Below are 22,611 nucleotides of genomic sequence, written 5' to 3' on the forward strand. Positions count from 1 at the left end.
CACCTCGTGCCCCTCTCACCTCGTGCCCCTCTCACCTCGTGCCCCTCTCACCTCGTGCCCCTCTCACCTCGTGCCCCTCTCACCTCGTGCCCCTCTCACCTCGTGCCCCTCTCACCTCGTGCCCCTCCCACCCAGGCCCTCCCACCCAGGCCCTCCGTCCCGACCGGCCCTCGTCCCGCACCCCGAAGGAGCACCGGCATGCACCGACCCGCCCTGTCCCGCAGAGGCTTCCTCCTGACGACCGCCGGCGCGGGCGCCGCCCTCGGCCTCGCGGCCGGCCCCGCCGTCGCCGGCACCCGGCCGCGTCCGCACCGGCGTCCGTTCGGCCGGTACGGCTCACCAGCCGCCCGCCGCACCCCGAGGACCCTGTACGTCGACCCGCACGGCCGCGGCGACTTCACCTCCGTCCAGGCCGCCGTGACCGCAGCCGAGGGCCCCGGCTGGACGCTCGTCCTCGCACCCGGCACCTACCGCGAGACGGTCTCCGTCGACGCCGACCGCACCGGGGCCACCTGGATCGGCGCCGCCGAGGACCCGCGCGACACCGTCATCGTCTACGACAACGCGGCCGGCACCCCCAAACCGGACGGCTCCGGCACCTACGGCACCAGCGGCTCCGCCACCACCACCGTGCGGGCCGACGGCTTCACCGCCCGCCGGATCACCTTCGCCAACGACTGGCTGCGCGCCGACAACCCCGACTTCACCGGCACCCAGGCCGTCGCCATCAAGGTCCAGGGCGACCGCTCGGCGTTCCACCACTGCCGCTTCCTCGGCCACCAGGACACCCTGTACGCCGACACCCGCGACCTCGGCCTCTTCGCCCGCCAGTACTACGCCGACTGCTACGTCGAGGGCGACGTCGACTTCGTCTTCGGCCGGGCGACGGCCGTGTACGAGCGCTGCCACTTCCGCACCCTGCTCCGCACCGACCTGTCCGGCGCCCCCCACGGCTTCGTGTTCGCCCCGTCCACGGCGGGCGCCAACCCGCGCGGCTACCTCGTCACCCGCGGCCGGATCAGCAGTGAGGCCCCCGACGGCTACTACAAGCTGGCCCGCCCCTGGGTGCCCAGCTCCGACACCACCGCCCGCCCGATGCTCACCGTGCGCGAGACCCACCTCGGCGCGGGCATCGACGCCGTCCAGCCCTATGCCAACATGCGGGACGCGTACCCATGGCAGGAGCAGCGCTTTCGCGAGTACCGCAACACCGGCCCCGGTGCCGCGGTCACCGTGCCGGAGAACCGGCCCCGGCTCTCCCGCGCCGAGGCCGCGTCGCACACCCGGGAGGCGTATCTCGGCGACTGGCGGCCCTATGACCGCCACAGGTGATCCGTCCGACGACACCTCCGGTGTGCTGCCCGGCTTCCATCCGGCGCTCAAGGACGAACTGACCTTCCCGCTGGCCTGGGGCCGCTCGCCGGTCCGGGACTTCGAGGCGTGGCGGCGGGCGGCCCGCGCGACGGTCGAGGAACACCTCCTCGTCGACCGGCAGGACGCCACGCCGTACGCCCCCGAGTTCACCGCCCGCTCGGACGGCGACGGATACACACGGGAACTGGTCACCCTCTCCCTCACCCGCTACGGACGGGTCCGCTGCGCCCTGCTCACCCCGCACGGGACCGGGCCCTTCCCGGCCGTCCTGCTCCCGCACGACCACGGCTCCCGCTTCGACATCGGCAAGGAGAAAGTGGTCCGGCCCTGGTACGACGACACCCGGCTCGCCGCCGCCGAGCAGTGGGCCGACCGGCACTTCGACGGGCGCTTCCTCGGCGACGAACTGGCCCGGCGCGGGTACGTCGTGCTCTGTGCGGACGCCCTGGGCTGGGGCGACCGGGAACCGCTCACCTACTCCCGGCAACAGGCCCTGGCCGGCACCCTCTTCCACCTCGGTGGCTCCCTCGCCGGGCTCCTGGCCCGCGAGGACGAGCGCGCCGCCGGCTTCCTGGCCTCGCTCGACCGCGTGGACGCCCGGCGGATCGCGGCCGTGGGCTTCTCCATGGGCGGCTACCGCGCCTGGCAGACCGCCGCCCTCAGCGACCACATCGCCGCCGCGGTGAGTGTGTGCTGGATGACCGGCCTCAAGGAGATGCTGGTGCCCGGCAACAACTCCCTGCGCGGGCAGTCGGCGTTCCACATGCTCCACCCCGGACTCGCCCGGCACCTCGACATCCCCGACGTGGCGAGCATCGCCGCACCCAGGCCGATGCTGTTCCTCGGCGGTGAGCGGGATCGCCTGTTCACCGCCGAGGGCGTCCGCGCCGCGTACGCGAGGCTGCGTGCCGTCTGGCGATCCCGAGGCGCCGCCGACCGGTTGCGCACCGAGACCTGGCCGGACGTCGGACACGCCTTCCCGTCGCGCATGCAGGACGAGGTCTTCGCATGGCTGGAGTCGGTCACGGCGGCGCCGGCCTGACCGGCTCCGGGGCCGGCACCACCGGCGGAAGGGGAACGCCCCCGCCGGTCGTCACCGGCGGGGGCGTTCGACGGGCCGGCCGAGGGGGGCTCGGACGGCACGCACCGGCCCGGGGGGCGGGCCGGTGGATCAGGGGTGCGTCGGGGACGCGCCCGGGCGGTCAGTCGTAGCTGATGTCCGAGCCGGTGAAGTCACACGTCTTGCCGTAGGGGCCGACCGGGGAGAGCTTCTTCGGCTCCTTGCCGGAGCTGTTGCCCTCGAAGCGGACGCAGGTCTCGATCTTCTTCTTGGGGTCGTCGTGGACGCGGACGTTCCGCAGGGAGGCCGTGTCGCCGTAGTTCTGGTTGACGCCGACGATCGACTTGCCGGGCGCGGTGATGTCCACGTCGTCGATGATGACCGTGCGCTTGTACTGCTTGCCGCAGTTGCCGCAGGAGCGCACCAGCTTGCCGAAGTTCTCGACCCGGAACTTCGAGACGACGAGCTTGCCCGCGCCGTTGAACTGGAGCACCTTGTCGTCGGCGTTCCTCGCGCCGCCGCCGTACACCGTGTACACCGCCGAGGGCGAGGTGCCCTTGAAGCTGGCGGCGTCCTCGCCGACGTCCAGCCACCACACGTTCCGCAGGGTGCAGGAGCCCTTGCAGTGGACGCCGTCGGCGGCGGGGGTGCCGATGATGACGTTCTTCAGCGTGGCGCCGTCCGCCAGTTCGAAGACCGGGTCCTGGCCCTCGTCCTGGCTGTCGCCGCCCAGGGCTCCGGTGCCGTAGAACTTCTTCATCCCGCCGTCGTACGTCCCCTTGACCGGGATCGTCGACGAGACGGGCTTGCTGCCGGTGTCCGTGGGCCAGGACGAGGCGGCACCGGCGGTGGAGAGCATCGTCGTGGTGACGATCGCCGCTCCGGTGAGGCCGAAGGCAGCGGTTCCGGCGATCACCGCCCGCCGCTTGGTGACCCGGCGGCGGTGGCGGACGCGCTGTTCAGCTCGTGCAGTCATGCCCATGTTCCTTGCGTGGGGGAGAGGATCTTCGCGCTTCCTGGTCGCCACTGGGGAGGAAAGGGTTGCCGTGCCTTCGGACTTCTTTCAGGAACCGCCGCCGCGGGGAGCGAAGTCGCCCCGCACCGTCAGTCGTTCGGACCCGGCGGTGGCCGTCGCGGTGTAGCTGTCGCCGCCCGCGTCCCGGCCGCCGCGCTCGTGGTCGTACTGGCCGGCGAACACCCACTCGCCCGCCGGGACCGTGCGGCCCTGTTCGAGCGTCCACCGGTGGACGAGGAAACCGTCCCGCTCCTCCACCGTGAACGTGAAGTCGTCCTCGGGCAGCGACCGCCAGGCGCCGGTGGAGGCGACCCCGCCGGTCTGCGCCACCCTGAGCTCCACGGTGAGCGCGGTCAGCGGCTCACCGGTCTTCAGGGTCACGTTGCTCTGGGCCCAGAAGTCGTTGCTGTGCGGGTCCACGGAGCCGTCCGACCACAGCGGGCCGTCCTCGACGGCGGAGACGGGGGGCTCGGCGGTCCCGGTGCCGGTGCCGGGCGCGGTCGGTGGCCGGGAGGACGCGGGGGGCCGCGGGGCCTCCTCGGACTCGGACTCGGACTCGGGCGCGGTGCTCGGCGTCGGGTCGGCCGACGGGGCGGGCGCCCGGCTCGTGCCGGCGTCCGGAGACGGCGTGGGAGTCGGCGAGGTGGCCACCGAGCGCTGCGGCGGAACGTCGTCCTTGACCGCGGACGCGACCGCGTAGCCGCCGACCGCCAGGACTCCCGCCACCGCGGCCGTGGCACCGGCCACCCGGGCCCAGCCCAGCAGCGGCGGACGGGTCGCCCGGTGGTGCCCGGGGTGGTCCCGGCCCCGGCCCGCCATACCGCGCTCGACCCGGGCCAGGACGCGCGCCCGGTCGGGCTCGTGCGCCGCGGCCGCCTCACGCAGCCGGGCGCGCAGCTCCTCGTCCCGGTCCCGCTGCCCCGTCATCGGTTCCCTCCCGCGGTCTCACCGCTGCGCGCGATCGCCGCGTGCACCTGCTTCGGGGCCGCCTGGGTGCCGAGCAACCGCTGCAGTTCGGCCATTCCCTTCGAGGTCTGGCTCTTCACCGTACCCACCGAGACGCCCAGGGCGAGCGCCGTGTCCTTCTCGGAGAGGTCGAACGCGTGCCGCAGCACCACGCACGCCCGCTTGCGGAACGGCAGCCGGCGCAGCGCCTCCTGGACGTCCACCACACCCGGGACGTCCGGGTTCTCCGTCTTCTCCTCGCGCTGCGACCAGAACAGGGCGATGCGTCTGCGCTCGCGCACGGCGCTGCGGATGCGGGTGCGGGCCAGGTTGGCGACGACACCGCGCGCGTACGCCGCCGGGTGGTCGGCCGCGCGGACCCGGTCCCAGCGGTGCCACAGGGCCAGCAGGGCGTCCGCCGCGAGGTCGTCGGCGGCGTCCGGCTCGCCGGTCAGCAGATGGGCGAGCCGGGAGAGTTCGGCGTAGTGGCGCTCGAAGAAGGCGTGGAACTCCGCCGAGGCGGCGTCGTCGACGACTGTCCCCACGGGCGGACTCTCCTCGCAGCGGCTTCCCCGACGTCGAACAGCCGTGCGCCGGGCCGGATCCGGAACTGTAGCAGCGTCCGACGCACCGCCCGTGCGGTGCGTCGAACGCCGTGTGACAGACCGAACCCGTCCGGGAGAGTCAGCTCTTGAGCGCCGCCTCCATCATCGCCTTGGCCACCGGGGCCGCCAGGCCGTTGCCGCTGACCTCGGAGCGGGCCGCGTCGGACTGCTCGATGATGACCGCCACGGCGACCTCCTTGTCCGACGAGTCGGACTTGGCGTACGAGGTGAACCAGGCGTACGGGGTCTTGCTGTTGTTCTCGCCGTGCTGGGCCGTGCCCGTCTTGCCGCCCACGGTCGCGCCGGAGATCTGCGCGTTCGACCCCGTGCCCTTGTCCACGACGGTCTCCATGGCCGACTGGAGCTGCTCGGCGGTGGAGGAGCTGACGATCCGCTTCGAGCCGGCGTCGCCGTAGTCCTCCAGGACGTCACCGCCGCTGTCGGTGATCTGCGACACCATGTGCGGGGAGACCAGCTCGCCGCCGTTGGCGAGGGCCGCCGAGACCATCGCCATCTGCAGCGGGGTCGCCGTCACGTCGAACTGGCCGATGCCCGTCAGGGCCGTCGACGACTTGTTCATGTCCTTCGGGTACACGCTGGTGTAGGCCCGGACCGGAACGTCCTGTGTCTCGTCGTTGAAGCCGAACTTCTCGGCCGTGGCGCGCAGCGTGTCCTGGCCGAGGTCGACGGCCATCTTCGCGAAGACGTTGTTGCACGAGTACTGCAGCGCGGTGCGGATCGTGGCGTTCTCGCAGGGGGCGTTCGGATTCTCGTTCGTCAGGTCCGTCACGGTGCCCGGCAGCCGGTACGGGTCCGGACTGTCCGTCCTCTCGTCCACCGATCCGTACAGCCCGTCCTCCAGCGCGGCGGCCGCCACGACCAGCTTGAACGTCGAGCCCGGCGGCAGCGGCTGGCGCAGCGCGCGGTTGGTCAGCGGCTTGTCCGGGTCCGAGGTGAGCCGCTCCCACGCCTCGCCGGCGGTGTTGGCGTCGGTCAGCGAACTCGGGTCGTACGACGGGGTCGACACGACCGACAGGATCCTGCCCGTCCTCGGGTCGATCGCGACGGCGGCGCCCTTGGTCTCGCCCAGTGCCTCGAACCCGGCCTTCTGCACGTCCGGGTCGATCGTCGTGACCACGTTGCCCGGCTCGGCCCGGGTGCCGGTGACCGTGTCCATCACCGTCTTCAACCGGGGATCGGTGCCGTTGAGCAGGTCCTGGTAGATGCCCTCCAGCTGGGTGGGCGCGTACGCCTGCGAGGCGTAGCCCGTCACCGCCGCGTACAGCTTGCCCTTCTCGTACGTGCGCTTGTGGGCGAGGTCACCCCCCTCCGTGGGCGCCGAGCCGGTGATCGACCGGCCGGCCACGATGATGTTCCCCAGCGGCTCCGCGTACGTCTCGATCGCGTTGCGCCGGTTTTCCTTGTCGTCCGCGAGTGCCTGGCCCTCGTAGAACTGCACCCAGGTCGCCCTGACCAGCAGAGCGAACACCAGGAGCAGCGTGAAGACCGAAGCGCGCCTGATCGTCTTGTTCATCCCACTGGCAGGACGAACGGGCGGGAGCGAATCGTTCCCATGCGCCCGTTTTCTCATCTTCCGTTCATGGAACCGGCGTCACGGGACCGGCCGGCGCCACGCGACCTGGCGTCAGGAGACCGGTTTCGTGAAGCCCGCCTCGTAGGCCCGGATGACCGCCTGGGTGCGGTCCCGGGTGCCGGTCTTGGCCAGCACCGACGCGACATGGGTCTTCACCGTGGCGGACCCCACCCGCATGCGCTCGGCGATCTCCGCGTTGGTCAGCCCGGTCGCCATCAGCCGCAGCACCTCGCCCTCGCGTTCCGTGAGCCGCGCCACCCAGGCGGGCGGATCGGGGTTCGCGCGCGCGTGCTCGGCCGCCAGCGTCCGTACCGCCGCCGGGAACAGCAGCGTGTCGCTGTGCGCCACCAGCCGAACGGACTGGACGAGGGTGTCGGCGTCGACGCGCTTGAGCAGGAAGCCGGCGGCCCCGGCGCGCAGCGCGTCGTAGACGTAGGAGTCGTTCTCGAAGGTGGTCACGACCACGATGCGGGGCGGCTCGGCGAGCGTGGCGAGGATCTGCTCGGTGGCGCGGATCCCGTCGGTCTCGGGCATGCGGACGTCCATCAGGACCACGTCCGGCCGGGTCTCCCGCACGACGGAGACGGCCTCGGCCCCGGTGGCCGCCTCACCGGCGATCTCCAGGTCCGGTTCGGCGGAGAGGATGGCGCGCAGGGCGGTGCGCACCATGCGCTCGTCGTCGGCGAGGACGATCCGGACAGGGGGGCGGGTCATGGGGTCCTCCGCGAGCGGGTCACACGGTCTCCTTGCGGCGGGTCGCACGGCCCTCCGTACGACCTTCTTCCGGCGGCGGGGCACACGGCCGCCTTCCGGGCGGATCGTACGGTCTTCTCCGGGCCGGTCACCCGGTGGCCCTCAGCGGCAGTCGTACGTGGAGCCGCCACGTCCCGCCCGCGCCGCCCGCCTGGGCCGCGCCGCCCAGCAGGCGGGCCCGGTCGGCGATGCCCCGCAGGCCGTGGCCGCCGCCGGGGCGCGGGGCGCGGGTGCCACCGGCCCCACCGGCCTCACCGGCTTCACCGGCTTCACCGGCCTCACCGAGAGGGTTCTCGACGGTGATCCGCAGTTGATCGTCCAGCACCTCGACGCGCAGGGCCACGGTGACCTGCCCGCCCCCGTGCCTGAGCGCGTTGCTCAGCCCCTCCTGCACGATGCGGTACGCCTCGCGGGAGACCAGTGGCGGCAGCGCCCGAGGGTCGGTGGCGACGGTGGCCGTCACCCGCAGTCCGCCCGCACGGGTGCGGCGCAGCAGGCCGTCGAGGTCGGCGGCGAGCGTCGGCGCGGGCGCGGTGCCGGGCGCGTCGCCGTCCCGCAGTACGCCCAGTACGGCGTCGAGTTCGCCGACCGTACGGCGGGTGGTGTCCTCGATCGCGGCGAGGGCCTCGCGGGCGAACTCCGGGTCGGTGTCCAGGAGTCGGCGCGCCGCGCTCGCCTGGAGGGTGACCGCGCTCAGGGCGTGGCCGACGGAGTCGTGCAGTTCGCGCGCGAGCCGGTTGCGGACGGCGAGGTCGGCGGCGCGTGCCTCGGCCGCCGCGACCCGGTCCTCGGGGGACGGGCCGAGCAGCGCGGGCGCCCAACGGGCCAGCAGCGCGCCGCACCCGGCGGCGCATGAGGCGAGCGCGACCAGCATCGCGGCCCCCGCGACCGGCGCGAGCGCGAGTGCCCAGGCGTGGTGGAGGACACCGGGCAGCCCCGCCCGGTCGTCGCGCAGCGCCGGTACGAAGGGCAGCGCGATCAGCGCGGCAGCGAACGGCGGCACGGCCAGCGACATCCCGGCGATGATCCCGCCGGCTCCCAGGTGCAGCGTGAACCAGGCCGCCGTACGTCCCTTCTCGCCCTTCGTACGGGCGGGCCCGTACGCGAGTCGGTCGGCCGCCACGCCGCACAGCCACCGCACGACCCCGGACTCCAGGGGGCGGGTCAGCGGGAACAGCGAGGTGACGGCGGCGAGTGGCAACCCGAAGGCGAACGAGGCCAGTTGCAGGGAGAGGGACCGGAAGACGTCCGCGTCCCCGGCGACCGGGCCGACGACGACCGAACCGACCAGCACGTAGGGCATGGCGAGCGCGCCGCCGAGGATCAGGTGGATCCACCTGAGGCGTGCCCGCCGGCCGAACAGGAACCGGGCGAGTGCGGTCACGGCAGCGTGCGGGCCGTGGCCGACCGCCGGGCGAGGAAGTGGGCACCGACTGAGGCGAGGAGGAGACCGACGGTCATCTGGCCAGCGTAGGTGAGCGTCATCAGCCGTGCCGGGCGGTCGGCGGGATCGTCGGACGGCAGCAGCGCGGCGAGCAGCAGCCAGCCGCCCCAGCAGGCCGCGGCGCCGGAACACACCCAGGTTGTCGCGAGGGGCACCGTGACCGGCAGGACCCGGGCACGGCGGAAGGCGAGCAGCAGGGCGCCGACCACGGCCGCCACGAGGAAGGCGACGTGCATGCCGTCCAGCACCCGGAAGTCACTGGTGCGGTCCGTGGCCGCCCCGAGCCCCGCCGTGCCGCCGCACGCCCAGTACAGCCGGACGGCGAGCGGGAACGAGGCGAGGACCGCCGCGGCGACGGCGACGGCCTTGTACGGTGTCCCGACGACGGCGACCGGCAGCTCCCACATCCGCCCGCGCCACAGATGGCTCCAGCGGTCACGCGCGTAGAGCACGAACAGCGCCCCGAGGGCGAGTCCCTGCACGATGAACCCGGTGTACACGACCGCGAACACCCATGAGTGCAGGAAGGGTTCGTGTCCCGGGCCGGACGCCGGCGCGGTGTCACCGCCGAGCGCCTGCGTCAGGAGCTGCAGCGGGAACCCGGCCATGATCGGCGCGAGCAGCCCTGTGGCGACCCACACCGGGAAGGCCAGCGGCCGCGCGGGCACCCGCAGACCCCACGGCCGGCTCAGCACCATCGCCAGTACGATCACACAGCTGTCCAGCAGGACGGTGAGCCCGTTGCCCACCGCCATGGCGACCCGGTGGTCCAGCAGGACGCTGCCGTCCGGGATCCCGGCGTGACTCCCCGCGATCCAGGCGACCTTGAGCCCGAGATACGGCAGGCAGGCGATGACGGCGACCGCACGCAGCAGCCCCCGGGTCCGGGAGGGCCGAGGGCGCGGGGCGGCCGGGGCGGCGGGAGTGGATGCGAGCGTCGGCGTCATGCCTCCACGCTCCCGCGCGAAGGACTCCGGCACGTCCTGCGCGCCGACGATCCGCCTCCGCCGCACGGCGGAGCGGGTCAGCCCGCGAGGTGGAGGACGACCTCGTCGATCTCCTCGCCCCGGGCCGGGGCGAACCCCCGGGCGCGGGCGCTCGTCACGAAGCCGCACTTCTCCAGGACGCGCCGCGACCCGGTGTTGTCCGCCGCCGCCCGCGCGTACAGCGGGCGGTCCGGCACCTCGGCCAGCAGCACCCGCAGCGCCGCCGTGGCCACGCCCCGGCCCCAGTAGGCGCGGTCCACCCAGTACGTCACCTCGCGCTCGCCCGGCTCCCCGTACACCGCCGCGCTGCCGATGACGTCACCGTCGCCCAGGATCGTCCGTACGACGTCGACCGAGGCCCGGATCTTCCTCCAGTGGGCCTCGAAGGCGTCCCGGTCCGCCGGATCCTCGGGGGTGAAGGCCGCCATGCGCAGGGCCTCCGGATCGTTCATCTGCCGGAAGAAGACGGGCAGGTCGCTGTCGTGTACCTCGCGCAGAGCGATGTGCATGGTTCAGAGCCTACGCGTGGCCAGTGTCAGCCGGTCCCGCGCGTCGAACAGCGCGTCCTTCACCATCTGCTCGTGCGCGGGCGTCAGCCGCGCCACCGGCACCGAGCAGCTGATCGCGTCCCGCGCGGGCGTGCGGTAGGGGACCGCGACGCCGAAGCAGCGCAGCCCCAGTGTGTTCTCCTCGCGGTCCACGGCGAAGCCCTGCTCCCGCACCTGGCGCAGCTCCTCGATGAGCCGCTCCCGGTCGGTGATGGTGTGCTCGGTCAGGGCGGGCAGCGTCTCCGGGAGCATCTTGCGGACCTGCTCGTCGGTGTACGTGCTCAGCAGGGCCTTGCCCAGCGACGTCGAGTGCGCGGGCAGCCGGCGGCCGACCCGGGTGAACGGCCGCAGGTAGTGCTGCGACTGGCGGGTGGCGAGGTAGACGACGTTCGTGCCGTCCAGCCGCGCGAGGTGGATGGTCTCCGTCGTGTCGTCGGAGAGGCGGTCCAGCGTCGGCCGCGCCGCCGCGACCACCTCGTCGCCGTCGATGTACGACGTGCCGACCAGCAGCGCCCGTACACCGATGCCGTACCGCGTGCCCGTGGCGTCCGTCTCCACCCAGCCCAGCTCCACCAGCGTGCGCAGCAGCATGTAGAGACTGGACTTGGGGTAACCGACGGCCTCCTGGACCGACGCGAGGGAGTGCATACCGGGGCGTCCGGCGAAGTACTCGAGCAGTTCAACCGTCCGTACCGCGGACTTGACCTGCGCTCCGCCCCCCGTCTCGACAGCCGACATCGCCCTTGACCCCTTCGTTCGACGGGAAATAGTCTCCAACAGCATATTCATCATCAGAGACAGCGTTCAGTATATCGAACGAGTCGGTAGCGCTCCGAGTCGGTATCACCCCGAGCCGGCACCGATCGAGTCGACACCGAACGCCTCCGATGCAGAGCACGTCCGACGCAGAGCACGTGGAGGGACCCGCGGTGGCAGCAGCACCAGTCTGGAGTGTCGACCCCCGTACCGGGAAGCAGCGTGAACAGGTCGCGGTGGAAGCCTCGGCCCAGGAGGTGGACGCCGCGGTCCGCGCCGCGCACGCCGCCCGGGACGCCCTGGCCGACCGGGGCGTCCGCGCGGCCTTCCTGCGCACCGCCGCCGACGAGCTGAAGGCGGCCGAGAGCACCCTCGTCGAGGTGGCCGACGCGGAGACCGCGCTCGGCCCGGTCCGGCTCACCGGCGAACTCGCCCGCACCTGCTACCAGCTGCGGGCCTTCGCCGACATCGTCGACGAGGGCGAGTTCCTCGGCGTCGTCGTCAACCACCCCGACGACACCGCCACCCCGCCCATCCCGGACCTGCGCCGCTACAAGGTGCCCCTCGGGGTCGTCGCCGTCTACTCGGCCTCCAACTTCCCCTTCGCCTTCTCCGTCCCCGGCGGCGACACGGCGAGCGCGCTCGCGGCCGGCTGCCCGGTCGTCGTCAAGGCGCACCCCGACCACCCGGCCCTGTCCGAGCTGGTCGCCAAGGTGCTGCGCCGGGCCGCCGTCCGGCACGACCTCCCGGACGGTGTCCTCGGCCTGGTGCACGGCTTCGAGGCGGGCGTCGAACTGATCAAGCACCCGCTGGTCGCGGCGGCCGGCTTCACCGGGTCGGTACGCGGTGGCCGCGCGCTGTTCGACGCCGCGGCGGCCCGAGCCGTCCCCATCCCCTTCCACGGCGAGCTGGGCTCGCTGAACCCGGTGGTCGTCACCGAGGCGGCGGCCACCGAGCGGGCGGAGGCGATCGGCGCGGGGCTGGCCGGTTCGATGACCCTGGGCGTCGGCCAGTTCTGCGTGAAGCCCGGCCTGGTCCTGGTGCCGACGGGTGCCGCCGGTGACGGCCTGGTCAAGTCCCTCACGGACGCGGTCAGCGACACCGACGCCGGCGTACTGCTCGACCACCGCATGCGGGACAACTTCGTCGCCGGCGTCGCCGAGCGCGCGGCGCTGCCCGACGTGGACTCCCCGGTGACACCGGGTTCGGGTGGCGAGCACACCGTCGCCGCCGGCTTCCTCACCGTGCCGGCCGGGCGACTGGCGGCCCAGGGCGAGCACGACCTGCTCCTGGAGGAGTGCTTCGGGCCGGTCACCGTGGTGGCCCGCTACGAGGACGAGTCCGAGGTGCGGGGCGTGCTGTCCCGGCTGCCGGGCAACCTCACGGCGACCGTGCAGCTCTCCGCCGAGGAGACGGCGGGCGAGGGGCGCGGGGCGGAGATCCTCGCGGAACTGACCCCGCTCGCGGGACGGGTGCTGGTCAACGGCTGGCCCACCGGGGTCGCCGTGGCCGCGGCTCAGCAGCACGGGGGGCCGTACCCGGCCACGACCTCGACGTCCACGTCGGTGGGCGGTACCGCGATCGAGCGGTGGCTGCGGCCGGTCGCCTACCAGAACACGCCGGAGGCGTTGCTGCCCGCGGAGCTGCGGGACGGGAATCCGCTGGGGCTGCCTCGCCGGTTCAACGGCGTTCTGGAGCGATAGGGCCATGAAACTCGAACTTCCCGAACTGCCCTTCCCCCTCCGCCCCCACGGCCCCGACGGCGGCTGGTCCTACGAGGACGGAGTGCTCACGGGCACGGCCGGTCCCCGGCAGGACCGGTTCGTGCCGCCCACCGGCGAGGCGCTGGAGCCCGCCTCCGACGCGCCCAGGCTGCTGGGCGCTCCCGACGGCGACTTCCAGCTCATCGCCCGCGTCACGGTCGGGTTCAACGGCGCCTTCGACGCCGGGGTCCTCTACGTCCACGTCGGCGACCGGGCCTGGGCCAAGCTGTGCCTGGAGTACTCCCCGGACGTACCCACCGTCTGCACGGTGGTCACCCGGGGACACTCCGACGACTGCAACTCCTTCCCGGTGGACGGCAGTTCCGTCTGGCTGCGGGTCAGCCGGACCGGACGGGCCTTCGCCTTCCACGCCTCCCTCGACGGCGAGCGCTGGACCTTCGTCCGGCTGTTCACCCTGGGCGACGAGAAGGAGACCGGCGCGGCCCTGGTCGGCTTCCTGGCCCAGGCGCCGACGGGGGAGGGGTGCGTGGTGACGTACGACCACCTGGAGTTCCGGCCGTCCTCGCCCGCGGACCTGCGCGACGGCGGCTGACGCAACCGGAGGACCCGGCTTCCGCGTCCTGCGTTGCATGATCAGCGAACGTGTGACCGGAAGCCGGGTGATCCGCACCGTCCTGCCCGCGGAGGCGGAGACCGTCGCCGCCCTGCACGCCCGGGCCCGGGCGACGTACTACCCGGACGGGCTTCCCGACGACGGCTTCGACTGGGTGTCCGTCTGGCGCGGTGCCGCCGAACGGCCCGACGGGCAGGTGCTCTGCGCCGTGGAACGGGGCGGCCTCGTCGGCATCGCCTCCTTCCGCGTCCCGGACGACGGCCCGGCGGACACGGTCAGGCTGTTCCAGTTCCACGTCGACCCCGACCACTGGCGCTCGGGCATCGGCACCGCCCTGCACACGGCCTGCGTCGAACAGTGGCGCGCCGACGGCAGACGGACGGCCGTCCTGGACGTGCACACCGACAACCGGCGCGCCCAGGCCTTCTACGCCCGCCGGGGCTGGCTCCCCGACCCGCAGAACCCGCCCGCCGAGGGCGACCACCACCTGTACCTGCGCTTCGACGTGCCCGGGGAATGACGTACCGGGGGAATGAGGCCCGCCGCCCGGACGTTCACGTGCGAGACGGAGGGCGCCTCCGTACCCGTACGACCTGGAGAAGAGCCGAGACATGCGCGTCGAGATCTGGAGCGACATCGCCTGCCCGTGGTGCTACGTGGGCAAGGCCCGCTTCGAGAAGGCGCTGGCGGCCTTCCCGCACCGTGAGGGCGTCGAGGTGGTCCACCGGTCGTTCGAGCTGGACCCCGGGCGGGCCAAGGACGACGTCCAGCCCGTGCTGACGATGCTCACCGCCAAGTACGGCATGAGCGAGGCGCAGGCGCACGCCGGTGAGGACAACCTCGGTGCGCAGGCCGCCGCCGAGGGCCTGGACTACCGCACCCGGGGCCGGGACCACGGCAGCACCTTCGAGATGCACCGGCTGCTGCACCTCGCCAGGCAGCGGGGCCGGCAGGAGGCGCTGCTGGACGCGCTCTACCGGGCCAACTTCGCCGAGGAGCGTTCCGTCTTCGCCGACGACGAGCGGCTCGTGGAACTGGCCGTCGCCGCGGGCCTGGACGCGGACGCCGCCCGCGAGGTGCTCGCCGACCCCACCGCCTACGCCGACGAGGTGCGCGCCGACGAGCGGGAGGCCGCACAACTCGGCGCCACGGGCGTGCCGTTCTTCGTGCTCGACCGGGCGTACGGCGTCTCCGGCGCCCAGCCCGCCGAGGTGTTCGCCCAGGCGCTGACGCGGGCGTGGGGCGAGCGCACGCCGCTGAAGCTGATCGACGACGGGGGCGCCGAGGCGTGCGGTCCGGACGGGTGCGCGGTGCCCCAGGCCTGAAAACCGCAGGTCAGCGCCCGTACATAAGCGTTTCTTGGAGGAACCGCGTAGGAATACGCGATGGACGGGGAGGTCCCGGGGCCGCACAGTGGTGCCATGGAGAGCTTCGAGAACCTCGTCCGCGCCGAGTTCGCCCCGAAGACCACGTACCTGAACACCGCCAGTACCGGCCTGCTTCCCGCCCGGACCCTCGTCGCGATGCGTGACGCGGCCGCGTCCGCCGCCGAGGGGCAGCCGCTCGACATGTTCGCCGACGTCGAGGCGTGCCGGTCCTCCTTCGCCCGGCTCCTGGGGGTGCCCGCCACCCGGGTCGCGGCGGGCGCGTCGGTCGCCACCTTCAGCGGGCTCGTCGCCGCCTCGCTGCCCGCGGGCGCCGAAGTCCTCACCGCGGAGGCCGACTTCAGTTCCCTGGTGAATCCGCTGCACACGCGTGGGGACCTGAAGGTGCGCAGTGTGCCGCTGGAGCGGATCGCCGAGTCGGTGGGCCCGCAGACGGAGCTCGTCGCGGTCAGCTCCGTCCAGTCCGCCGACGGGCGGATCGCCGATCTCGCGGCGCTGCGGGACGCCGCCCGGGCGCACGGGGCGCGGACGCTGATCGACGCCTCGCAGTCCAACGGGTGGCTGCCGCTGGCCGCCGGCGACTTCGATTTCGTGGCCGCCGTCGGCTACAAGTGGGTGCTCTGCCCGCGCGGCGTCGCCTTCCTCGTCGTACCGGAGGACTTCGGCGGACTGACGCCGCTGTTCGCGGGGTGGGCGTCGGGGGAGCGGCCCTGGGACAGCTGCTACGGTCCCGTCGAGGAACTCGCGCACTCCGCCCGGCGCTTCGACGAGAGTCCGGCCCTCTTCTCCTACACGGGCGCCCGGCACTCCCTGGCCCTGATCGAGGAACTCGGCGTGGACGCCGTGCACGCCCACGACACCGCCCTCGCCGACCGGTTCCGGGACGGACTGGGCTCCCTGGGGCACGAGCCGGTGCCCGCGCCGGGGTCCGCGATCGTGTCGGTGCCCGGACTGGGCCACCGGCAGGGCGAGCTGGGGCGGGCCGGCGTCCAGGTCTCCGACCGGGCGGGCCATCTGCGGGCCGCGTTCCACCTGTACAACACCGCGGCGGACGTCGACCGGCTGCTGGACGTACTGGCGGGCTGAGACCGCCGGGCCGGACGGCGTGGTCCGGACAGTATCGGGCAGGGGCCTCCCGTCCCACACGAAAAGGCCCCTGCCCGAGCTCAGAGGCGGGTCACCTCACCGGGGTGAAGTCCCGCGCGCCGATGAACTCCGGCCGCCGGATCGGTGCCGCGAACGGCTCGACCGCCGTGTTCTCCACGCTGTTGAACACGATGAACACGTTGCTGCGCGGGAACGGCGTGATGTTGTCGCCCGACCCGTGCATGCAGTTGCAGTCGAACCAGGTCGCCGAGCCGGCCTTGCCGGTGAACAGCTTGACGCCGTACGCCGAGGCCATCTTCGTCAGCGCCTCGTCGGACGGGATCCCCGCGTCCTGCATCTGCAGGGACCTCTTGTAGTTGTCCTTCGGCGTGGCCCCCGCGCACCCGAGGAACGTCTTGTGCGACCCCGGCATGATCATGAGACCGCCGTTGGTGTCGTAGTTCTCGGTGAGCGCGATCGATACCGAGATCGTGCGCATGTTCGGCAGGCCGTCCTCGGCGTGCCAGGTCTCGAAGTCCGAGTGCCAGTAGAAGCCGCTGGCCCCGAAGCCCGGCTTGACGTTGATCCGTGACTGGTGGACGTAGACGTCCGAGCCGAGGATCTGCCGGGCCCGCCCGACCACCCGCTCGTCGCGCACGAGTTTCGCGAAGACCTCGCTGATCTTGTGCACCTCGAAGACGGACCGGATCTCCTTGGACTGCGGCTCGACGATCGAGCGCTCGTCCGCGCGGATGGCCGGGTCGGTGGTGAGCCGCTCCAGCTCGCGCCGGTAGACGTCGACCTCGTCCGGCCCGATGAGCTGATCGATGGCGAGGAAGCCGTCGCGCTCGAGGGACCGCAGATCACCGGGCGCGACCGGGCCGGGCGTGTCCGGGGAGCCCCAGACGACCGGGTCCTGCCGGGGAGTCGCCACCTCGGTGGCGCCGCGGGTGGGATAGAGGTCGGTGACGTTCGTGGTCGTGGTCGTGGTCACGGTGACTCACACCTCCTCGGTGAGCAGCGGGTAGACGCCGTTCTCGTCGTGGTCCTCCCGTCCGGTCACGGGCGGGTTGAACACGCAGATGCAGTGGAAGTCCTCCTTGACCTTGAGCGTGTGCCGCTCATGGCCGTTGAGGAGATACATGGTGCCAGGCGTGATGTGGTACGTCTTCCCCGTCTCGCGGTCGGTCAGCTCGGCGTCGCCCTTGGTGCAGACGACGGCCTCGATGTGGTTCGCGTACCACATCGACGTCTCCGTACCCGCGTACAGAATCGTCTCGTGGACGGAGAAGCCGACCTTCTCCTTGGCCAGGACGATGCGCTTGCTTTCCCAGGTGCCGGACGCCGACTTCACGTGCCGGTCGGTGCCTTCGATCTCCTTGAACGAACGGACGATCACGGTGTTGCGATGCCTCCTAGGTGAAGGGTGTGCAAGGGTCCCCGGCGCCCTCGGCCGCGTGGGCCGAAGGCGCCGGAAGTACGGTGCTGTCAGGCGGCGCCGACGGGGTCAGGCGGTCTCGCGCACGGCCCGGGCGAGGGTCTTCATGCCCTCGTCCAGCTCGTCGGGCGTGATGGTGAGCGCCGGGAGCAGCTTGACGACCTCGCTCTCGGGACCGGACGTCTCGATCAGCAGCCCCAGTTCGAAGGCGCGCGCCGCGACCTTCCCCGCGCGGGCCTTGTCGTGGAACTCCAGGCCCCAGACCAGGCCGCGGCCCCGGTACTCCTTGACGTCGGCGAGGTTCTCCTCGGTGATGGCGATCATGTGCTGCTCGACCTGCTCGCCGCGCTTGCGGGTCTGCTTCTCCATCGCCGACCCGTCGGCCCAGTAGGCCTCCAGGGTGGCGGTCGCCGTGACGAAGGCCGGGTTGTTGCCGCGGAAGGTGCCGTTGTGCTCGCCCGGCTCCCAGACGTCCAGTTCGGGCTTGAACAGGGTCAGGGCCATGGGCAGGCCGTAGCCGCTGATCGACTTGGAGACGGTGACGATGTCCGGCGTGATGCCCGCCTCCTCGAAGGAGAAGAAGGCGCCGGTACGGCCGCAGCCCATCTGGATGTCGTCGACGATGAGCAGCATGTCCTGGCGTTCGCACAGCTCGGACAGGGCGCGCAGCCACTCGGCCCGGGCGACGTTGATGCCGCCCTCGCCCTGCACGGTCTCGACGATCACGGCGGCCGGCTTGTTGAGGCCGGAGCCCTGGTCCTCCAGCAGCCGCTCGAACCACAGGAAGTCCTCGACGGTGCCGTCGAAGTAGTTGTCGAAGGGCATGGGCGTGCCGTGCACCAGCGGGATGCCGGCGCCGGCCCGCTTGAAGGCGTTGCCGGTCACGGCGAGTGAGCCGAGCGACATGCCGTGGAAGGCGTTGGTGAACGACACGATCGACTCGCGCCCCTTCACCTTCCGCGCCAGCTTCAGCGCGGACTCCACGGCGTTGGTGCCCGTCGGGCCCGGGAACATGACCTTGTACGGCAGGTCGCGCGGCCGCAGCACCAGGTTCTGGAACGTCTCCAGGAAGCGGCGCTTGGCGGTGGTCGACATGTCGAGACCGTGCGTGACGCCGTCCCGCTCCAGGTAGTCGATCAGCGCGCGTTTCAGAACGGCGTTGTTGTGCCCGTAGTTGAGCGAGCCCGCTCCGGCGAAGAAGTCGAGGTACTCGTGTCCGTCCTCGTCGTACATGCGGCTGCCGAGCGCACGGTCGAAGACGGTGGGCCAGCCGCGGCAGTAGCTGCGCACCTCGGACTCGACGGTCTCGAAGACGCTGAGGTCGGGCTGGGTGATGGTCACGACGAATCGCTCCTCGTTGGGTGAGGGTGGGAGAGGAAGGTCGTACGGATCCGGGGGACCGGTGCGGTCCCGGCCGGGAAGTCTCAGGGCCGGACGGTCAGGGGTGCCGGGCCGTCCGGGCAGCCGGTCGGTCAGCGGGCTGCGGACAGGGGGCCGATGCGGTACAGGACCTCGGGCTCGTGCGGCCCGTCGGGGAACAGCTCCGTGTCGAACAGCACCTCGCGCTCCAGCCGGGCGCCGTGCCGCTCGGCGAACGAGGTGAACAGTCGCTGGGACGCGGTGTTGTCGGGCGAGATGGTGGTCTCCATGGTGGTCGTCCCGCGTTCCGCGACGGTCCGGGCGGCCAGTCCGTCGAGCAGGAGAGCCGCGACCCTCCGTCCACGGTACGCATGGTCCACCGCCACCTGCCACACGAGCAGGGTGTCCGGCCGGTCCGGCCGTATGTAGCCGGTGACGAAGCCGACCGGCACGCCGTGCCCGTCGCGGGCGACGGCCGACGTGGCGGCGAAGTCCCGGCACCAGAGCAGATAGCTGTAGGACGAGTTCAGGTCGAGGACCTCGGAATCCCTCGCTATCCGCCACAGAGCGGCCCCGTCGGCCACTCTCGGACGGTCGATTTGCAGGTCTGCTTGCGCGGCAGTCATGCAAATTGAATTTACCCAGGGAAATTCAAAATTGCATCGCCGGATGGGGTTACGTATGAACGCGTCATGTGTTATCACGCGGGCGCGTGCTTCCGCGCGAGGAGGCGGCGATCTACGGGGGTTTGTCCGGGTCGTACGCCGCAAAACGGGCAGCATGTGGATCGGGTCACAATCGCGTAACCCGTGCGAGACGTGCCCGAAATGCGAGGGTTGAGGTTCGTGAAATCTTTGTGTTTAGGTCCCCGGAAAGCGGGCAGAAGAATACGGGAAGCTGTGCTGAGAGTAATTACTTAATTCTGTTTGTGTGAGCTTCGGTAATTGCTCTGAATTCACGCGTCCGAAAGGCCGGGTCCGGCCGGCCGGACCCAGGCGTCCTCGACGGCCCGCCGGGCCGCCTCCAGATCGGCCTTCAGACCCTTCTCGGCCAGCGCGGCACCCAGTGCCGCCAGGCAGCCCTGCACGGCCCCGCGCGTCGCGTCCGGACCGTAGTGGTTGACGCGGATCATCTCCCCGGCCAGCGCGCCCCCGCCCGCCGCCAGCGGCAGCGCCGGATCGGACGCCAGCGCCCGGGCGACCAGTTCGGACGCGTCGACGTCCGACGGCGCCCGCAGCGTCGTCGCGACCGGCGCCGCGTCCTTCGCCTCGTACACGTACGGCTCCAGGCCGCCGAGTGCGAGCGCGCCGGCCCGGGTGGCCGCCGCGGCCGACGCGTGCCGCGCCATCACCGTCGAAAGACCCTCCGCCTCGACGCGCTCCACGCACGCCTGGAGCGCGAGCATCTCCAACTGCGCCGGCGCGTGCAGCAGCGCCTTGCGCCCGCCGTCGATCCAACGCTCCTTCCAGTCCAGCAGGGACAGGTACGACCGGCGCGGCGCCCCGGGGTTGGCCGCCATCCGCGCCCAAGCCCGCTCGCTCACCGACACCGCCGACACGCCGGCCGGACCGCCCATCGCCTTCTGCGCCCCGATGACGCACAGGTCCACGCCCCACGCGTCCGGCAGCACCGGCTCCGCGCCCACGGAGGCCACGGCGTCCAGGTAGAAGAGCGCGCCGTGCGCCCGCACCACCTCGCCGATCGCCGCGACCGGGTTGGTGTTCCCGGTCGCCGCCTCGGCGTGCACCAGGGACACGAAGTCGATCTCCGGGTGCTCGGCGAGGGCCGCGCGGATCCGCTCGGCCGACACGGCCGTGTGGAACGGCACGGCGAGGTCGTGCACGGTCGCGCCGCAGTCCCGCAGCCAGTTCCCGAACGTCTGCCCGTACGGCCCCGTGATGACGTTCAGCGCGACGGTGCCCGGCCCGGCGGCGCCGCGGATCGCGCCCTCCAGCGGCAGCAGCGCCTCGCCCTGCATGATCACGACGTCCTGACCGGTGCCGAGCAGGCGCGCGACCCGGTCCTCGATCGCGGCGAAAGAGCCGGCGCTCAGCGGGGCGAGGTCCAGGAAGGGATGGGTCACGGTGGTGCTCTCTTCGCTCACGGGCAGGTGTACGGCACGTACGGAATCGAGAGTAACCATGCCCTCCGCCGCCACTCGCGCCGGAGGCCATCCGTTGCGACACCCCCACGCCCGGAATCGTGGCTTCCGCCACAGCCGACATGATCGTTCGGATGATGAACTCGCCTCTGTGCCCGTTCTCCTGCTGCTCGTCCTCGTCGGGGTGGTGACGGCCGTCGTCCTCGTCCGCCACGGCGACACGTACGCCCGCGGCGCCCCCGGGGGCGCCGCTCCCGCGCCTGCCGCGGCCGCTCCCGCGCCCGCCCGCCCCGGCGCGGGGTTGCGCGTACTGGCGGGTTGCGCCGGTGCGGGAGCCGCCGTGCTCTACATCTGGGGAGCGCTGTGCGTGGCGGGGGCGGTCATGGAGGCGGAGGACGGCGGCACGGGCTCCGCGCCGCTGCGGCCCTGCCGCACGAGCGAGCACCCGGAGCTGTCCGGGCGGATCGTCGACTACTCGGTCTCCTACCTGCCCCTGCGCTTCGACTGCGAGACCGCCGACGGCGACGGCTACGCCTCCGACGACGTCCCCGGGTACGTCAACTCCGGCGTCGCCGTCCTCGCCCTGACCGCCGCCGGGAGCGCCGTCGCGGCCGGGTACGCGACCGAGCTCCGCGCCCGCGCGCGGCGGCGGCCGGTGACCGGGCCTTCGAACACCCCCGGGGGGCCGGTCTAGGGTGCGGGGCATGAGTGATCGAACGGTGCTGCACGTGAAGGGTCGGGTGCTCGTCGGACCGCGGGACGAGGACGTCCGCGAAGAGTTGTGGGTGATCGACGGCAGGGTCTCCTACGACCGCCCCGCCGGCGCCGCCGACATCCGTACCGTCGAGGGCTGGGCGCTGCCCGGACTGGTCGACGCGCACTGCCACGTCGGCCTGGACCAGCACGGCGCCGTCCCCGAGGACGTCGCCGAGAAGCAGGCGCTGACCGACCGTGAGGCGGGCACCCTCCTCATCCGCGACGCGGGCTCGCCCTCCGACACCCGCTGGATCGACGACCGCGAGGACCTTCCGAAGATCATCCGGGCGGGCCGGCACATCGCCCGCACCCGCCGCTACATCCGCAACTACGCCTGGGAGGTCGAACCCGAGGACCTCGTCGCGTACGTCGCCCAGGAGGCCCGTCGCGGCGACGGCTGGGTGAAACTGGTCGGCGACTGGATCGACCGCGACCTCGGCGACCTGTCCGCCTGCTGGCCGCGCGGCGCCGTCGAGGCCGCGATCGCCGAGGCCCACCGCCTGGGCGCCCGCGTCACCGCGCACTGCTTCGCCGAGGACTCCCTGCGCGACCTGGTCGAGGCCGGCATCGACTGCGTCGAGCACGCCACGGGCCTCACCGACGACACGATCCCGCTCTTCGCGGAGCGGGGCGTCGCCATCGTGCCCACCCTCGTCAACATCGCCACCTTCCCGGCGCTCGCCGACGGCGGCGAGTCCCGCTTCCCGCGCTGGTCGGCCCATATGCGCCGACTCCACGAACGCCGCTACGACACGGTGCGCAGCGCCTACGACGCCGGAGTCCCGGTCTTCGTCGGCACCGACGCGGGCGGCTCCCTGGCCCACGGCCTGGCGGCGGCGGAGGTCGCGGAACTGGTCACCGCCGGCATCCCGCCCGTCGAGGCCCTCGCCGCCACGACCTGGGCCGCCCGGCGGTGGCTCGGTCGTCCCGGCCTGGACGAGGGCGCGCCGGCGGACCTGGTGGTGTTCGACCAGGACCCGCGCGCGGACGTGCGCGTGCTCGCCGCTCCGCGCCGGGTGGTGCTCAACGGGCGGGTCGTCGGTTAGCCGACGCGGGTGAGGGCGGGGAA

The 22,611-nt window shown here is 72.5% G+C and carries 23 protein-coding genes; 9 read left to right on the top strand and 14 right to left on the bottom strand.

The window, feature by feature from the left end; genetic code table 11:
* Positions 1–198 precede the first annotated feature (198 nt).
* Together QC283_RS37625 and QC283_RS37630 are read left to right on the top strand one after the other, a co-directional pair.
* Positions 199–1,332, top strand: a complete 1,134-nt coding sequence (locus QC283_RS37625) for a pectinesterase family protein (protein WP_279566286.1) — start codon at positions 199–201, stop codon at positions 1,330–1,332.
* Positions 1,316–2,416 (top strand): dienelactone hydrolase family protein, encoded by a 1,101-nt coding sequence (locus QC283_RS37630; RefSeq protein WP_279566287.1) that lies wholly within the window; start codon positions 1,316–1,318, stop codon positions 2,414–2,416. The genes QC283_RS37625 and QC283_RS37630 overlap by 17 nt, the downstream gene beginning before the upstream one ends.
* A 160-nt stretch (positions 2,417–2,576) precedes the next feature.
* On the opposite strand, the gene QC283_RS37635 is transcribed toward QC283_RS37630, so the two are convergent.
* From QC283_RS37635 to QC283_RS37675, 9 genes are all read right to left on the bottom strand, one after another.
* Positions 2,577–3,410 (bottom strand): pectate lyase, encoded by an 834-nt coding sequence (locus QC283_RS37635; RefSeq protein WP_279566288.1) that lies wholly within the window; start codon positions 3,408–3,410, stop codon positions 2,577–2,579.
* A gap of 87 nt (positions 3,411–3,497) precedes the next feature.
* Positions 3,498–4,376, bottom strand: coding sequence for a hypothetical protein (locus tag QC283_RS37640; protein WP_279566289.1), 879 nt, complete (start codon positions 4,374–4,376; stop codon positions 3,498–3,500).
* Positions 4,373–4,939: a SigE family RNA polymerase sigma factor gene (locus QC283_RS37645; RefSeq protein WP_279566290.1), complete on the bottom strand. Its 567-nt coding sequence runs from the start codon at positions 4,937–4,939 to the stop codon at positions 4,373–4,375. The genes QC283_RS37640 and QC283_RS37645 overlap by 4 nt, the downstream gene beginning before the upstream one ends.
* 139 nt (positions 4,940–5,078) lie before the next feature.
* Positions 5,079–6,533 carry a peptidoglycan D,D-transpeptidase FtsI family protein gene (locus tag QC283_RS37650; protein WP_279566291.1) on the bottom strand — a complete coding sequence of 485 codons (1,455 nt, stop codon included), beginning with the start codon at positions 6,531–6,533 and terminating at the stop codon, positions 5,079–5,081.
* 111 nt (positions 6,534–6,644) lie between these two features.
* On the bottom strand, positions 6,645–7,307 hold the full coding sequence (locus tag QC283_RS37655) for a response regulator transcription factor (RefSeq protein WP_279566292.1): 663 nt from the start codon (positions 7,305–7,307) through the stop codon (positions 6,645–6,647).
* A 127-nt stretch (positions 7,308–7,434) separates the two neighbouring features.
* Positions 7,435–8,730 carry a sensor histidine kinase gene (locus QC283_RS37660; RefSeq protein ID WP_279566293.1) on the bottom strand — a complete coding sequence of 432 codons (1,296 nt, stop codon included), beginning with the start codon at positions 8,728–8,730 and terminating at the stop codon, positions 7,435–7,437.
* Complete coding sequence (locus QC283_RS37665) at positions 8,727–9,737, bottom strand: hypothetical protein (protein ID WP_279566294.1); 1,011 nt, start codon at positions 9,735–9,737, stop codon at positions 8,727–8,729. Before QC283_RS37665 ends, QC283_RS37660 begins: the two co-directional genes overlap by 4 nt.
* A 77-nt stretch (positions 9,738–9,814) precedes the next feature.
* Positions 9,815–10,285, bottom strand: coding sequence for a GNAT family N-acetyltransferase (locus QC283_RS37670; protein ID WP_279566295.1), 471 nt, complete (start codon positions 10,283–10,285; stop codon positions 9,815–9,817).
* Positions 10,286–10,288: 3 nt separating this feature from the next.
* Entirely contained in the window at positions 10,289–11,062 is a 774-nt protein-coding gene (locus QC283_RS37675; RefSeq protein WP_279566296.1) for an IclR family transcriptional regulator, read from the bottom strand.
* 191 nt (positions 11,063–11,253) lie between these two features.
* Between QC283_RS37675 and QC283_RS37680 the strand changes: the two genes are divergently transcribed.
* From QC283_RS37680 to QC283_RS37700, 5 genes are all read left to right on the top strand, one after another.
* Positions 11,254–12,783: an aldehyde dehydrogenase (NADP(+)) gene (locus QC283_RS37680; protein WP_279566297.1), complete on the top strand. Its 1,530-nt coding sequence runs from the start codon at positions 11,254–11,256 to the stop codon at positions 12,781–12,783.
* A 4-nt stretch (positions 12,784–12,787) separates the two neighbouring features.
* The gene (locus tag QC283_RS37685; protein WP_279566298.1) at positions 12,788–13,396 is read left to right on the top strand and encodes a DUF1349 domain-containing protein; all 609 of its coding nucleotides are present in this window, start codon (positions 12,788–12,790) and stop codon (positions 13,394–13,396) included.
* 37 nt (positions 13,397–13,433) lie between these two features.
* Complete coding sequence (locus QC283_RS37690; RefSeq protein ID WP_279566299.1) at positions 13,434–13,937, top strand: GNAT family N-acetyltransferase; 504 nt, start codon at positions 13,434–13,436, stop codon at positions 13,935–13,937.
* A 91-nt stretch (positions 13,938–14,028) separates the two neighbouring features.
* A complete protein-coding gene (locus QC283_RS37695) occupies positions 14,029–14,742 on the top strand; it encodes a DsbA family oxidoreductase (RefSeq protein WP_279566300.1) in 714 nt (237 codons plus the stop codon).
* A gap of 60 nt (positions 14,743–14,802) precedes the next feature.
* Complete coding sequence (locus tag QC283_RS37700; RefSeq protein ID WP_279566301.1) at positions 14,803–15,888, top strand: aminotransferase class V-fold PLP-dependent enzyme; 1,086 nt, start codon at positions 14,803–14,805, stop codon at positions 15,886–15,888.
* 91 nt (positions 15,889–15,979) lie between these two features.
* Here QC283_RS37700 and thpD read toward each other — a convergent pair whose 3' ends face one another.
* From thpD to QC283_RS37725, 5 genes are all read right to left on the bottom strand, one after another.
* On the bottom strand, positions 15,980–16,882 hold the full coding sequence (thpD, locus tag QC283_RS37705; protein ID WP_279566302.1) for an ectoine hydroxylase: 903 nt from the start codon (positions 16,880–16,882) through the stop codon (positions 15,980–15,982).
* Positions 16,883–16,888: 6 nt separating this feature from the next.
* Positions 16,889–17,287: an ectoine synthase gene (locus QC283_RS37710; protein ID WP_043374438.1), complete on the bottom strand. Its 399-nt coding sequence runs from the start codon at positions 17,285–17,287 to the stop codon at positions 16,889–16,891.
* Between the two features lie 108 nt (positions 17,288–17,395).
* Positions 17,396–18,667, bottom strand: a complete 1,272-nt coding sequence (gene ectB / locus QC283_RS37715) for a diaminobutyrate--2-oxoglutarate transaminase (RefSeq protein ID WP_279566303.1) — start codon at positions 18,665–18,667, stop codon at positions 17,396–17,398.
* 131 nt (positions 18,668–18,798) lie between these two features.
* Positions 18,799–19,311 carry a diaminobutyrate acetyltransferase gene (gene ectA / locus QC283_RS37720; RefSeq protein ID WP_279566304.1) on the bottom strand — a complete coding sequence of 171 codons (513 nt, stop codon included), beginning with the start codon at positions 19,309–19,311 and terminating at the stop codon, positions 18,799–18,801.
* A gap of 329 nt (positions 19,312–19,640) precedes the next feature.
* A complete protein-coding gene (locus tag QC283_RS37725) occupies positions 19,641–20,768 on the bottom strand; it encodes a pyridoxal-phosphate-dependent aminotransferase family protein (protein ID WP_279566322.1) in 1,128 nt (375 codons plus the stop codon).
* A gap of 169 nt (positions 20,769–20,937) precedes the next feature.
* Here QC283_RS37725 and QC283_RS37730 point away from each other — a divergent pair, with 169 nt between their 5' ends.
* Positions 20,938–21,480 (top strand): hypothetical protein, encoded by a 543-nt coding sequence (locus QC283_RS37730; RefSeq protein ID WP_279566305.1) that lies wholly within the window; start codon positions 20,938–20,940, stop codon positions 21,478–21,480.
* A 10-nt stretch (positions 21,481–21,490) separates the two neighbouring features.
* On the top strand, positions 21,491–22,588 hold the full coding sequence (locus QC283_RS37735; protein ID WP_279566306.1) for an amidohydrolase family protein: 1,098 nt from the start codon (positions 21,491–21,493) through the stop codon (positions 22,586–22,588).
* Positions 22,589–22,611: the final 23 nt, after the last annotated feature.

It is taken from the genome of Streptomyces sp. DH41 (genome assembly GCF_029813785.1).
Lineage (GTDB): Bacteria > Actinomycetota > Actinomycetes > Streptomycetales > Streptomycetaceae > Streptomyces.

Excerpts from the sequence above, each read along its gene's own strand:
- QC283_RS37630 (WP_279566287.1), top strand. The coding sequence starts at position 1,316 with ATGACCGCCACAGGTGATCCGTCCGACGACACCTCCGGTGTGCTGCCC.
- QC283_RS37685 (WP_279566298.1), top strand. The coding sequence starts at position 12,788 with ATGAAACTCGAACTTCCCGAACTGCCCTTCCCCCTCCGCCCCCACGGC.
- QC283_RS37665 (WP_279566294.1), bottom strand. The coding sequence starts at position 9,737 with ATGACGCCGACGCTCGCATCCACTCCCGCCGCCCCGGCCGCCCCGCGC.
- QC283_RS37640 (WP_279566289.1), bottom strand. The coding sequence starts at position 4,376 with ATGACGGGGCAGCGGGACCGGGACGAGGAGCTGCGCGCCCGGCTGCGT.
- QC283_RS37695 (WP_279566300.1), top strand. The coding sequence starts at position 14,029 with ATGCGCGTCGAGATCTGGAGCGACATCGCCTGCCCGTGGTGCTACGTG.
- QC283_RS37670 (WP_279566295.1), bottom strand. The coding sequence starts at position 10,285 with ATGCACATCGCTCTGCGCGAGGTACACGACAGCGACCTGCCCGTCTTC.
- ectA (WP_279566304.1), bottom strand. The coding sequence starts at position 19,311 with ATGACTGCCGCGCAAGCAGACCTGCAAATCGACCGTCCGAGAGTGGCC.
- QC283_RS37675 (WP_279566296.1), bottom strand. The coding sequence starts at position 11,062 with ATGTCGGCTGTCGAGACGGGGGGCGGAGCGCAGGTCAAGTCCGCGGTA.
- QC283_RS37650 (WP_279566291.1), bottom strand. The coding sequence starts at position 6,533 with ATGAACAAGACGATCAGGCGCGCTTCGGTCTTCACGCTGCTCCTGGTG.
- QC283_RS37625 (WP_279566286.1), top strand. The coding sequence starts at position 199 with ATGCACCGACCCGCCCTGTCCCGCAGAGGCTTCCTCCTGACGACCGCC.
- QC283_RS37690 (WP_279566299.1), top strand. The coding sequence starts at position 13,434 with ATGATCAGCGAACGTGTGACCGGAAGCCGGGTGATCCGCACCGTCCTG.
- QC283_RS37700 (WP_279566301.1), top strand. The coding sequence starts at position 14,803 with ATGGACGGGGAGGTCCCGGGGCCGCACAGTGGTGCCATGGAGAGCTTC.
- QC283_RS37635 (WP_279566288.1), bottom strand. The coding sequence starts at position 3,410 with ATGACTGCACGAGCTGAACAGCGCGTCCGCCACCGCCGCCGGGTCACC.
- QC283_RS37655 (WP_279566292.1), bottom strand. The coding sequence starts at position 7,307 with ATGACCCGCCCCCCTGTCCGGATCGTCCTCGCCGACGACGAGCGCATG.
- QC283_RS37735 (WP_279566306.1), top strand. The coding sequence starts at position 21,491 with ATGAGTGATCGAACGGTGCTGCACGTGAAGGGTCGGGTGCTCGTCGGA.